Source organism: Bacillus sp. UNC437CL72CviS29, from assembly GCF_000482345.1.
In the GTDB taxonomy this organism is placed as follows: Bacteria; Bacillota; Bacilli; order Bacillales; family Bacillaceae_G; genus Bacillus_A; species Bacillus_A arachidis.
Map to the genome: position 1 here is coordinate 86,940 of NZ_AXVB01000005.1, position 13,164 is coordinate 100,103.

Annotated in this window: 12 protein-coding genes and 1 pseudogene; 12 read left to right on the plus strand and 1 reads right to left on the minus strand. The window is 34.5% G+C overall.

The window, feature by feature from the left end; all coding sequences use genetic code 11:
• The first annotated feature begins 40 nt into the window (after positions 1–40).
• Both M014_RS0105615 and M014_RS26470 read left to right on the plus strand, forming a co-directional pair.
• A complete protein-coding gene (locus tag M014_RS0105615; protein ID WP_026590843.1) occupies positions 41–1,981 on the plus strand; it encodes an AMP-binding protein in 1,941 nt (646 codons plus the stop codon).
• A 167-nt stretch (positions 1,982–2,148) separates the two neighbouring features.
• Positions 2,149–2,553: a hypothetical protein gene (locus M014_RS26470; RefSeq protein WP_197030394.1), complete on the plus strand. Its 405-nt coding sequence runs from the start codon at positions 2,149–2,151 to the stop codon at positions 2,551–2,553.
• 392 nt (positions 2,554–2,945) lie between these two features.
• On the opposite strand, the gene M014_RS0105625 is transcribed toward M014_RS26470, so the two are convergent.
• A complete protein-coding gene (locus M014_RS0105625) occupies positions 2,946–3,623 on the minus strand; it encodes an ArsR/SmtB family transcription factor (RefSeq protein WP_026590844.1) in 678 nt (225 codons plus the stop codon).
• A 94-nt stretch (positions 3,624–3,717) separates the two neighbouring features.
• Between M014_RS0105625 and M014_RS0105630 the strand changes: the two genes are divergently transcribed.
• From M014_RS0105630 to M014_RS0105670, 10 genes and pseudogenes are all read left to right on the plus strand, one after another.
• Positions 3,718–4,338 carry a flavin reductase family protein gene (locus M014_RS0105630; RefSeq protein ID WP_026590845.1) on the plus strand — a complete coding sequence of 207 codons (621 nt, stop codon included), beginning with the start codon at positions 3,718–3,720 and terminating at the stop codon, positions 4,336–4,338.
• 11 nt (positions 4,339–4,349) lie between these two features.
• The gene (locus M014_RS26475; RefSeq protein WP_090689374.1) at positions 4,350–4,538 is read left to right on the plus strand and encodes a hypothetical protein; all 189 of its coding nucleotides are present in this window, start codon (positions 4,350–4,352) and stop codon (positions 4,536–4,538) included.
• 90 nt (positions 4,539–4,628) lie between these two features.
• On the plus strand, positions 4,629–5,258 hold the full coding sequence (locus M014_RS0105640) for a Type 1 glutamine amidotransferase-like domain-containing protein (protein ID WP_026590846.1): 630 nt from the start codon (positions 4,629–4,631) through the stop codon (positions 5,256–5,258).
• Positions 5,257–5,575 (plus strand): annotated as a pseudogene (locus M014_RS27920) (DDE-type integrase/transposase/recombinase); the annotation flags it as partial. The gene M014_RS0105640 and the pseudogene M014_RS27920, both read left to right, overlap by 2 nt.
• Before the next feature lie 888 nt (positions 5,576–6,463).
• The gene (locus M014_RS0105645; RefSeq protein ID WP_026590847.1) at positions 6,464–7,492 is read left to right on the plus strand and encodes a LacI family DNA-binding transcriptional regulator; all 1,029 of its coding nucleotides are present in this window, start codon (positions 6,464–6,466) and stop codon (positions 7,490–7,492) included.
• Between the two features lie 103 nt (positions 7,493–7,595).
• On the plus strand, positions 7,596–8,846 hold the full coding sequence (locus M014_RS0105650; RefSeq protein ID WP_026590848.1) for an ABC transporter substrate-binding protein: 1,251 nt from the start codon (positions 7,596–7,598) through the stop codon (positions 8,844–8,846).
• 26 nt (positions 8,847–8,872) lie between these two features.
• The gene (locus M014_RS0105655; RefSeq protein ID WP_081810970.1) at positions 8,873–9,832 is read left to right on the plus strand and encodes a carbohydrate ABC transporter permease; all 960 of its coding nucleotides are present in this window, start codon (positions 8,873–8,875) and stop codon (positions 9,830–9,832) included.
• A gap of 15 nt (positions 9,833–9,847) precedes the next feature.
• Positions 9,848–10,675, plus strand: a complete 828-nt coding sequence (locus tag M014_RS0105660) for a carbohydrate ABC transporter permease (RefSeq protein ID WP_026590850.1) — start codon at positions 9,848–9,850, stop codon at positions 10,673–10,675.
• Between the two features lie 48 nt (positions 10,676–10,723).
• Positions 10,724–11,326 carry a YesL family protein gene (locus M014_RS0105665; protein WP_026590851.1) on the plus strand — a complete coding sequence of 201 codons (603 nt, stop codon included), beginning with the start codon at positions 10,724–10,726 and terminating at the stop codon, positions 11,324–11,326.
• Between the two features lie 37 nt (positions 11,327–11,363).
• Positions 11,364–13,127 carry a glycoside hydrolase family 36 protein gene (locus M014_RS0105670; RefSeq protein ID WP_026590852.1) on the plus strand — a complete coding sequence of 588 codons (1,764 nt, stop codon included), beginning with the start codon at positions 11,364–11,366 and terminating at the stop codon, positions 13,125–13,127.
• Positions 13,128–13,164: the final 37 nt, after the last annotated feature.

Consider the following 13,164-nt stretch of genomic DNA (forward strand, 5'->3'; position numbering starts at 1 on the left):
TTAAGGGCTTTCTTATTCGAAATATGAGGAGGGGAAAACAGTGAAACAAGCGGTATGGTTTCCAACAGAAGAATATAAAGAGAAAACGCGTTTACACGGATGGATGAAATCGCTGGGTTATGACGATTATGAAGCATTTTATAACAAGTCAATTGAAGAAACTGCATGGTTTTGGGGAGAAGCAGAACGTGCAGTTGGCTATCAATGGATGAGGCCGTATACAGAAGTGTTAGATTTAGCAAACGGTACACCGTTTGCACAGTGGTATACAGGGGGAACGTGCAATGTAGTTGAATCTGCCTTATCTCGTTGGCTTGCAGATGAAGAAACAAAAAAACAACCTGCCCTCATGTATGAAGGTGAAAATGGAACAACAAAAACATTTACATATGAAGAACTTGATAGCTGGGTAAGCCGCGTTGCGAATGGTTTGAAGCATATGGGCATTGAAAAAGGTGATCGTGTAACAATTTACATGCCGATGATTCCAGAAACAGTTGTTGCTATGTTAGCAGTAATGAAAATCGGTGCAATTATTTCTCCGATTTTTTCTGGATTTGCAGCTGATGCAGTTATGACGCGTGTACAAGCAGCAGGATCCAAAATGATTATTACAGCTGATGGATTCTCACGCCGCGGTAAAATCGTTTCATTAAAAGATGAGGTGGATAAAGCGTGTGAACATTGTCCGACTGTTGAGAAAGTTGTGATTGTCCGTCATGCCGGAAATAATTTTACACCTCACAATTATGATCTTTCCTGGAGTATTCTTGAAAAGGAAAAGCCATTTACACATGCTGAAGAAATGAAAAGCGATGATCCGCTTATGCTCATATATACATCCGGAACGACTGGTAAGCCAAAAGGAACGGTACATACGCACGCTGGATTCCCTTTGAAATCAGCATTTGATGCAGGATTTGGTATGAATATTAAGCAAGGTGATCGTGTGTTATGGGTAACTGATATGGGCTGGATGATGGGACCATTTTTATTATTTGGTTCCCTTATTAATGGGGCAACAATGGTCATGTATGAAGGTGTTCCGGACTATCCAGAAGCAGATCGATTATGGGAAACTGTCGATCGATATCAAATTACACATCTTGGAATTTCTCCAACATTAATTCGAGCATTGATGGCAAAAGGTGATGAATATGTAAAGAAACACTCTCTGGAAAGTTTAGAGGTATTTGCATCAACAGGTGAACCGTGGAATCCTGATCCTTGGATGTGGCTTTTTGAAACAGTTGGAAAAGGAAAGGTACCAATTTGTAACTATTCAGGTGGAACCGAAATTTCTGGTGGAATCTTTGGAAACGTGTTAGTTAAACCAATTGCGCCGATTAGTTTTAATGCATCATTACCTGGAATGGCAGCTGTTGTATTAGATGAACAAGGCAATCCGATTCTTGATGAAGTTGGCGAATTGTGTTTAGAAAAACCATGGGTTGGAATGACGAAAAGCTTCTGGGAAGATGACGAGCGCTACGTTAATACATATTGGTCGCGCTTTGATAATAAGTGGGTACACGGTGATTGGGTAATCTATGACGGTGAACAATATATCATTACAGGACGTTCCGATGATACATTAAATATTGCAGGAAAACGCATTGGACCAGCTGAATATGAATCAATTCTTGTAAAACATCCTAATGTAATAGAAGCTGCCGCAATTGGTGTACCAGATGAGGTGAAAGGGGAAGTCTGCCATTGCTTTGTTGTTTTACAAGAAGGAATAAAATTTACATCTGAACTAAAAAAAGAATTATTGAATTTAGTAAACTCTCATATCGGAAAGGCGTTATGTCCAAAAGATATTCATGTTGTAGAGGACTTGCCGAAAACACGAAATGCTAAAGTAATGAGACGGGTAATTAAAGCAGCATACTTAGGGAAAGAGTTGGGAGATTTATCTTCGTTAGTGAATCCAGAAGTTGTATCATATATTCAGGGGTTACAATCTGAGCAAGTATAAAAAATAAATAACGAACTCTTTTTTATAAGAGTTCGTTATTTATTTTTGGATATTCTATATTCTTTTCTATTGGATAACCGTTTATTTTTCTACCTCCTATGTTTTTGTCTTTATCATTTTCATCCTTTTTTCATATTGTGTAGTAAAAGAATAAAGGAGTGGAAATTATGGGTTGTCGTGATGAATGGTTTGAAAAAACCCATTCTAAATGCTGGGATCACAAAAAGCATTCTAAATGCAGGGATGATAATGATGATTGCTTGAAGAAATTTAAAGAGTGCAAAAAAGATCATAATGAAAAATGTGATTGTTGCTGTACAACTGGTATTTTCCGTAAGTTAAGAGAACTAAGAGATAGTTTTAATTTAGTTACTTTGATTTTAAGAGGAACTACAATTGAAATTGTTGGTGTTGTTGAATCTGTAAATTGTGATACTGTTACCATAAGAACCGGTCGTACTACACGCAGCACAGTATCTCTTTGTGAGATTATTGCAGTTAGTGAACAAGAACCAGAAATTGCTTCTGAAATACATGCAGAGCTTCTTAACATTGTAAAAAAGAATAACTAGTTTTCTTTAAAAGAAGCTATTTTCAAAAGCGAATGGCTTCTTATTTGTGATTCTCATAATTTAGTAGGTAAACTTATATGTGTAAAAAATTAATAGTAATGAGAAAATATCGAATTTATACAGGGGAGCTAACCAATGAGTAGATACCACATTGGGCTTTTTAGGACTCTTCTAATTGTACAAACGCTTTTCATCCTTTTACATATAGTATCAAATAGAGTTCATTATTTTAATGAATTCTACGACAGCTCTAGCTCCTAGCACGTTTACCGTAATCACATTAGATTCTATTATTTATGATTACTGGTAAGAAGTAAAACTCGCAAGCTTTGTGGTATAAGGAAGCGAGTTTTCTTCTGTATATAGGAGAATTGATTTTTGTAATAAAAAATTCATTTTATAAGAAATGTACGCAATATTTGTTGTTCTCCTAAATGTGTTACATGTATAGCTCTCGTTTTCGGGGCTTTTGTTACCCAATTTTGTTCTAACATTCTTTCTAATATAGCTTTTCCTAAGGCTCCTGCTATATGGTGTTGTCTTTCAGTCCAATCTAAGCAACATTTTGAGAATGCTCGTCTTTTCCTGTATAATGAATCCAAGTCAATACCAAATTCTTTGAAAAATAATTGTCCCTCTTTAGTCACCTCAAATTGTAAATTTTCCTTAACTAATATGTTGTTATTCAAAAGTGAATTTGTAATTTCAACACCTAATTTCCCAGCTAAATGGTCATAGCAAGTTCTGGCATATTGAATTTCTCTAGTCTCTTTCGATTGCTTTAAGGATTGAATTGGTTCTGGGGGAGCTAAATATAGTATTTTTTCTAGAGATTCTGCTATTGTATGATTGGTTATTTTGTAATAACGGTGTCTTCCATGTTTTTCAACATCTATAATTTCTGCTTCATATAGTTTTTGAAGATGAAAGCTAGCTGTTTGTGGTTTGATTTTTGCGGCATGTGCTAATTCAGTAGCTGGGTGTGGACGACCATCCAAAAGTTGAATTAAGATGGTTGCTCGTGATGTATCACTAATAAGAGAAGCTATTTTTGCTGCGTTTACATTCATTTGCATCACTCCTTATTTTACATCCATATTTCGATGATAATGGAATTATTTGTGTTTTACAATACAAATAAATATCGAATTTAGGAGTGATAGTATGAATGCTAAAACAGAGAAACTGTTATGTAAAGAAATAAAACCAAAGATTTTATACTATGGAATGCCAATTTATTTATTATCGACATTAGATGAGGATGGAACAACAAATATTAGTCCAATGTCTTCTTCATGGGCTTTAGGAAACTATGTAATTTTAGGTATTGGTTTGGGAGGTAAATCGATTGAAAATCTTGAAAGGAATAGAGAATGTGTTATTAATTTACCTTCTTCATCGCAGTGGAAACAAGTGGAAAAAATCGCACCTTATACAGGATTAGAACATGTCCCAGTTTACAAACAAGAAATGGGATATACCTATCAAAAAGATAAATTTGCACTAGCTGGCTTGACTCCGCTAGATTCAAAATTTGTAAAACCACAACGTATTAAAGAATGCCCATTACAAATTGAAACAATCGTAAAACAAATTAGGATTCCAGAATATGATCCTTTCTTTGCAATTGTTGAAACCGAGGTTGTTCATGTACATGCGCATGAAGAGATAATACTAGGGGAAAACCATATTGATCCGCAAAAATGGAGTCCATTATTTTATAACTTTAGGCACTATTTTTCGATAGGAGAAGAGCTTGGGAAGAATTATCGAGCTGAAAGTTAGTTGTATGTATTTTGAATGACAAATTATATACAATTGAAGTTTTTCGATGGACAGAAGATGAGGGATATGAATATTGGAATCCATTAACACGTAATCTATCTCTTATAGATTCAAAAGAACACGCAATTGAACTTGCTTATGAACATGTAAGACAATATACTTCTGAAAAAGTAATGATGAAAGGTGATATTAATACATAATTGCAGTTCTTTTTATAGGTGTCAGTGATAAACACTAGGCTTAATTAACTGAAAACAAGTATTTACGAACTAGAAAATAGGGGGATTTTAGTGAGAAAAATAGTACTATATAGTGATCAAGTGCAAGAAGATAGAAAATTGGATTATGAACTTTTAAGATTATTAAATAAAGAAAATCCTTCAATAGCATATCTTCGATCATCTTCAGATGTAACAGGAAAGTATTTTAATTATGTAGTTAAATACTATAGAGAATTAGGAATTAGTAATGTAGAATATTTTGATTTAGATAAAGAATACGATGAAAGAAAGATTAATGACATATTTAATTATGATGCAATACATCTTTCGGGTGGAAATACATTCCGCTTTTTAAATTCCCTAAGAAAAAGAAATTTAATGCAGCCATTAAAATATTATGTGGAAAATGGTGGGGTTTTGATTGGGGTTAGTGCAGGCAGTATAATAACAACTAACAGTATTGATACAGCTCAATTTGTAGACGAAGATATAATAGGACTAGAGGATAGAAGCTCTTTAGGTTTTGTAGATTTTGATTTTCTGCCTCATTGGAGTGAGGAACAGAGTGAAAAATATTTAGATTTAGTAAGGGATTATTCCAAGTTGAAAAATAGGACAATTTATGCTTGTAAAGATGGTGGCGGGATAGTTATTGATGGAGAAAGTATTAAATTGATTGGAAATATAATAAAAATCTAATCTGGTGAAAATGATGGAGGTAAGAGGATTATCAATTAATCATACAAAGATTATGCGCTGAGTTCATCAATATGGATTTCAATTAAAAGAGAAAGTACGACAGCATCTAAAACAGCAAATGATTCATGGAGAGTTGATGAAACCTATATTAAAGTAAAAATGCACTATATTTATATCGTTCCGTTGATTCAGAACAGAATACCATTGATTTTTATCTAATTAAATCAAGAGATAAACAAGCAGCCAAGTGCTTTTTCAAGAAAGCCTTGGCCTTTTCGTACGTTTCTAAACCTCGTGTGATAACAGTAGATAAGAACTATCAAATTGATCAGATGTTTTTGATGTTGTTCAAACAGTTGCTGTAGTATCTAAGTCCCTATCATTATCTTCGTTATTTGTTTGAAACACTTCCTAACATCGATTAAAACAATAAAGAGGAAATTGATAAAGTCTTGCCGTGATCAATGGATTTACCATCTAGTTGCAAAGTACCAAAAAAGTGAAGCAAACAAAAAATAACTCCAAAATCAACTTTTATTGTTATATTTTGGAGTTACTTGACGTTTACATTGAAAATGGGTCGGAATTTTGGACATCCTTTCACAATCTAATATAATTAGGTAACCAAAAATCACCAATGAAAAATTTTTATATTAAATAGAAAAGCCGACTTTCAATCCATAATTCTGGAAGGAATGAAATGAACCCAAAAAGTTTTACGATTCTTTTTAAATTAACGGTGAATATGGCCATTACTCCTTGTAATTCCATACCAATTAGACCCGAGGATGAAGCCACATCGTACCCGTGTTACCCTCAAAACTCATTATTTTTATTAACTCCTTTGATGGCACTCGCTACCCCAATAGCAATGAGATTAATGCAATTACAGTTGAAGAGGCTGAATGTTTCTTCAGTAAATTTTTATTTTTGGGATTTATTTTTTTAGTTTACTGAATTAATTGATTTATTCACTGGACTTTTTTCGCTCTTTTTATCGTAATAAAAAATGAGTGAATGTTAATAGTTATTAAAATCTTCGGATCCTTGAATTTCAATATGGGTGAATAGTGGCGGGAAATTAAATTGAAAATTATGAAAATTAATATTGCGCTTATTTTTTACCTCTGATATATTATATTTAAGTAAAAATTCAGTAAATTATTAATTTTTATTTACTAAAAATAGAAAAAGAGGTAATCATATTGGTAACATTAAATGAAATTGCCAAAAAGGCACAGATATCAAAAACGACTGTATCAAGAGTGTTAAATGAAGACCAAACTTTATCCGTTACAGAAGAGACTCGGAAAAAAATCCTTCAGGCTGCAGAAGAGTTAGATTACATACCTAAAAAGCAACGAAATATAGAAAAAAAAATTACCAATCCTAAGCAGTACGGGAAAATTGGGCTTTTGATGTATCTTTCTCAGGAATCGGAATTTGATGATCCATATTTTTTGGCCATTCGTAATGGAATTGAAAAGAGGATGATTGAATTGGGAATTGAACTATCGAAAGTGTTGAGACCTCCTTTCAATAAAAAGGATCTAGAAGGATTGGATGGATTAATAGTAGTAGGAGTCATAGGTCAAGAAGAGGTGGAAAATCAAGTAAAGCAAGTACAACATTTAGTGTTTGTCGATGTATCTCCTGACGAACAACTATATGATTCAGTGGTGATAGATTGTGAAAAAGCTACTGAAAAGGTTATTCAATACTTATTGGATTTAGGACACAAAAAAATCGGTTATATTGGTGGTCAATCATATACCATTGGTGGATTATCTGGAAAATTAGAGATTCAAGATGTACGAAAAAGAACATATGAAAAAATGCTAACGGAACAGGGATTATATAACCCGGAATATACTTATATTGGAAAATGGGCAACGAAAGATGGCTTAACGCTAATGGAGGAAGCGATCCATTCAGGGAATCTCCCTACCGCCTTTTTCATTGGAAGTGACCCTATGGCCATTGGTGCTTTGAAAGCTTTAACGGATTCAGGATTAAAGGTTCCTGATGATATCGCAATCTTTGGATTTGATGGGATTGAATTATGCGAATTTGTTACTCCTCCATTATCCACTGTAAAAGTTCATACCGAGGAGATGGGGAAAGTAGCAGTAAATCTTCTAGTTGAACGTATTGATGGGAGAACACTGCCATTAAAAGTGGTGGTTCCGACTAATTTGATTATTAGAAAAAGTTGTGGAGGTGAGGGGATTTAAAAAATTTTTAAGAAGGAATGAAAACGCATTCTTAAAGTTAGGTCTAAAGATTGTTTTACAAAAGACAAAATTGATCTTCAAAAAATGATAGGGGGGATTTATGTTGAAAAAAAGAATATCGTTATTATTAATTTTAGCTATTTCTTTTGCAATGGTGCTTTCTGCTTGCGCGAACAGTGAGAAATCTTCTAGTCAAGGTAAAATTGGGGAGAAAGTATTACGCTTTGCTACATGGGATACTGGAGAGAGTCTCAAATATCAACAAGATATTGCGAAAAAGTTTGAAAAGGCGAATCCAGGAGTGAAAGTGCAAGTTGAAGCATATGCTGACGGGTTTGAGGATAAGCTGGCTGCTTCTTTCGGAGCAAAAAATCCCCCTGATGTCATGTATATGTGGAATTATCCAGATTACTATAAATCTCTGGAGCCACTTGATGACTACGTAAATAAAGACAGTAGTTTTAAAACTACTTTTGATGATTTTTATACAAATATTCTAAACTATCACAAATTTAAAGATACTACCTATGGATTTCCAGTTGGTTTTACCACTCGCGTCATTTACTACAATAAAAAACTTTTCCAAGAAGCAGGGGTACCTCTTCCGACTTCTGGTTGGACTTGGGAGCAGTTCAGTGATGCAGCGAAAAAGTTATCCAATCCTGAAAAGAAACAATATGGGTTTGTTCTCTCTTCCAAAAAAAATTCATATGCATTCCAAGAATATGTATGGAGTAATGGGAGTAGTTTCATTAGTCCTGATGGCAAAAAGGTAGATGGATATATGAATAGTTCAAAAACACAAGAAATCCTTAAAGACTTTCAACATATGATTGATGAAAATAGTGCTATTGTGTCTGATAAAGTCACTGATAGTTTCAAATCAGGGAAAATAGCTATGATCGAGAACGGCATTTGGCCTTTAGAAGAATTTAAAAAGGCTGGCATGGATTTTGGAACTGCAGAAATTCCATCCTTTCATGGACAACCTTCAAAGGGTGTTATCCATTCTGCAGGAATTGCAATGGCCAAAGACTCTAAAGAAAAAGACATAGCTTGGAAATTTATCAAATACTTTGTATCAGCAGAAGCAGCAAAAATGAGAAAGTCTGATATGCCAGTACTTAAGAGTGTGGTTTCCGAACAAAGTCATAAAAATGATCAGTTATTAAGTACATTCTATTCTATGCTTGAAAGATCATCAGATACTCCAGGCTTTTTACTTACAAGCAAATGGACAGAAGTTGACAAAAAACTAGATTATGCAATTAGCAGTGTATTATTAGGGCAAAATTCAGCAGATAAAGCCTTGAATGAAGCGGTTAAATTAATAGAGCCTGAATTGAAAAAATAGTTTAAGAGAAAGAAGGGGATCATTTTATGATTATAAAAACTGAAAATAAAATAACTCAAACGGTTCCCGAACGACCTATATCCATTCTATCAAAGATTAGATGGGGAGACCTTACTCCCTATCTATTCATTTCTCCTTGGATCATTGGTTTCTTCTGTTTTACGTTCGGACCCTTGATTTTTTCTCTTATCATAAGCTTTTTTGATTGGCCTACTGTTGGAACCCCAACGTTTATTGGTTTCAAAAATTATGTTGATATGTTTACAAATGATCCAGTGTTTTGGCAATCTTTAGGAGTTACCTTTAAGTTTGCTGCTATTTTAGTACCGTTAAACATCGGTATTGCTCTCTTGCTAGCTATATTATTAAATCAAAAAGTAAAATGGCTTTCAGGCTATAGAACGATATTCTATCTTCCTACGGTTGTTTCGGGAGTAGCCCTTTCAATGATTTGGTCATGGATGTACGACGGTGAATACGGTTTACTAAACTATCTACTATCATTAATAGGCATTAATGGACCAAACTGGCTAAATGATCCAACCTGGTCACTTTTTGCCATCGTGTTTGCAGGTATTTGGGGGCAAGGGACTATGATGCTGATATTCTTAGCCGGTTTAAAAAATATACCGAAAGACCTATATGAAGCTGCAGATATAGATGGTGCAAGTAAATGGCACAAGTTCAGTAAAATAACACTTCCGATGCTTAGTCCAACCATTCTGTTTAATGTCATTACTGCCATCATTTCAGCATTTCAACAGTTAACACTCGCGCTTGTTCTAACAGGTGGAGGACCTTTAAGAAAGACGTATTTCTATGCGATGTATGTTTATGAGAATGCTTTCAAGTATTTTAAAATGGGTTATGCATCCGCAAATGCTTGGTTTATGTTCTTAATTATTTTGGCTCTGACATTACTGGTTTTCAGAACATCTAATACTTGGGTTTACTATGAAAATGAAATGAAAAAGAAACAAAAATAGGAAAGGAGGAATATGATGATTACGAGAAGTATAACAACGAAGGTTATTGTACATACAATACTGATTATTTTTTGTTTATTTTTTATCGCACCATTTCTTTGGATGTTCATTACAGCTGTAAAAACCCCTGCTGAGACATTTGTTTTTCCTCCGAAACTAATTCCGTCTCAGTTTGAATTTAGTAATTTTTATACAGCCTGGACTGTTTTACCTTTTACAACATTTCTGAAAAATTCTTTGATTGTTACAGGATTAGGCATCATCGGACAACTATTATCATCTTCTTTAGTAGCTTATGGATTTGCCAGATTCAATTTTAAAGGAAGGGACATTCTTTTTCTAATTTTACTAGCAGGAATGATGATTCCCTGGGATGTAACTGCAATTCCCTTATATATGGAATTTAATCAGTTGGGCTGGATTAATACTTTAAAACCACTGATTGTTCCTAACTTTTTTGGATCACCCTACTTCATTTTTTTACTTCGCCAATTTTTATTAGGAGTTCCTAAAGAAATGGAAGAAGCAGCGATCATAGACGGGGCGAACCATTTTCAAATTTTTTCTCGGATATTCATTCCGTTAATGGCTCCAGTATTGGTGGTTGTCGGTGTGTTTCAAATGTTAGGCTCATGGAATGATTATTTAGGACCATTAATTTTTCTGAACGATCAAAGTAAATACACTTTAACGTTGGGACTCATGCAATTCAAAGGGATGTTTGGAGTTGATATGACTTCTATCATGGCTTCGACTCTATTAATTTGTATTCCTCCCATTATAGTATTTTTTATAGCACAGCGCTTTATCCTGGATGGCGTTCAAAATACAGGTATCAAATAATGTTTATTTCCTACCTGATCAAGGAAGACAGAAAGGAGGAAGTGGGCCGTGATCGCAAGGATTTATCATTTATTAGAATGGATCATGAAATTGTTATTTCTTAATTTATTGTGGGTTGGATTTACATTGATTGGTTTTGGGGTGTTTGGATTATTCCCATCGACTGTTGCTATGTTCCAATTAATAATGGATTTGATCAACAAAAAGGATACAAAAATGGTAGCAACTTTTTGGAATTCCTATCAATCTAATTTTAAAAAATCGAACAAAATGGGTTTTGTCATCGTTTTAATAGGCTCGATACTTATGACGGATCTTTATTTTTTTCAAATGTATGACACCTTGGTAAGTAGGGTTCTTTCCCTTATGAGTTTGTCAATGCTTTTATTTTATGTAGTGAATTTACTCTATATTATTCAGACATTTAATCATTTTGAAGTAAAAACATTTCATTATTTTAAATATGCCACATTAATAGGCATAGCAAATCCGATAAAAACGATCATGATCATCATCACTCTCATTCTGATGTCACTTCTTTTTTTAATATATCCAGGTCTATTTTTCATGTTTGGTGGTAGTGGTATTGCACTAGTCATCGTATTGTTTACAAAAAATATTTTTGCTCGCTTAAAAGGTGTAGCTCTATAATTCAATATTCTAAAAAAGAAAAAGAGGAGGAGAGGCTATGATCACACAAAAGGTAAACATTGAGGCCATTCATGAAGATAGTGTCAAAGTCAAAATTGACCAAAGAGAAGAAAATGGAGTTTTATTTGTTCATATCCATATAGGATCAGAACAACCCATTCAATTCCCCAAAGTTAATTTAGTTTGGCATCACCCAATTGTTGACATTCAATCATATTGGCATCCAGGATCCTCCCGTAGTAAAAGTTTCGGTGTGGATTGGGATGGAGGTTTTTCTTCTAAAGCAACAGTATTAGCCCCGGTTGGCTGTTTCTATAATCAAGAAGGACAAAACAGGCTGGCTGTAGCATATTCCAATGCGATGGATACTGTTAATTTTAATTTGGGCGTCCACGAAGAAACTGGAACGATGAAAGCGCAAATCACATTATTTACAGAGCCATCCAAAGTTCGATCATCCTATGACGGAGTGATTCGAGTCGATATGAGGGATATTCCTTATTATCAAGCAATCCAAGATATTTCCGTGTGGTATGAGGAAATGGATGGATATGGGCCATCCTTTGTTCCAGAAACTGCGAAGCTTCCTATGTATTCGACATGGTATAGCTTTCATCAGGACATATCTGATGATGAAATCGAGAAACAATGTGAGATTGCGAAACAGTTAGGTTGTGGGGCTGTTATCGTTGACGATGGCTGGCAGACAGAAGATGATCATCGTGGTTATGCTTATTGTGGAGATTGGGAAGTGTCTCCTAAAAGAATCGTGGGCATGAGGGAACATGTTGAGAGAGTACATGATTTGGGGATGAAATATTTATTGTGGTATAGTGTACCATTTGTGGGAATCTATTCAAAGACGTGGGAGCGCTTCCGAAGTAAAATTTTATATTTCAATGATAGTCTCCAGGCAGGAGTTTTGGATCCACGTTACCCAGAAGTCAGGGAATATTTGATATCTACTTACGAAAAAGCTCTGAAAGAGTGGGATCTAGACGGATTTAAATTTGATTTTATTGATTTATTTGATTTAAATCGAGCGAAGGGCCAAGCAATTCAATTTGATCCAGAACGGGATTATGAATCCGTACAGGAAGCGGTGGATCGTCTATTTACTGATATTATGGAAAGTTTAAAATTAATTAAGCCATCCATTATGGTTGAATTCAGACAAAGATATATCGGACCTTATATGAGGAAATATGGAAATATTTTCAGGGTAGGAGATTGCCCGAATGATGCAATTACAAACCGTGTTGGTATTATGGATCTACGCTTGCTATCAGGAAACACTGCTGTTCATTCCGATATGATTATGTGGAGTCCAGAAGATACGACTGAAAATGCGGCACTGCAATTAATCAATGTCATTTTTGGTGTACCGCAATTTTCCATGCGTTTTGAAAAATTAAATAAAGATCATTTTGAAATGGCAAAGTTTTGGCTAGGGTTTTCGAAAAAATACCAAGACGTATTATTGAATGGTGATTTAAAGCCTACTGCACCAGAATTACTTTACCCGATAGTAGAAACTATGAATGACTCAACCAGACTAATCGCCATTTACGCAGATGTTTGTATTAAGACTGGTACCAATATTCCCGAGGAATTTATTATTGTAAATGGCACTTTAAACGAGGAGTTCATCCTAGATTTAGAAAAAGATCTTGTCAATATAACAATTGAGACATACAGCTGTACTGGCAATTTAATCCGAAAACATAAAACCGATCTATTCAAAGGGTTACATAGGATAGAGACAGAGAAATCTGGAGTTCTAATTTTTAGAAAAGCCTAAATCGGATTATGGCTTCATGTTAATGAATGCTGGTATT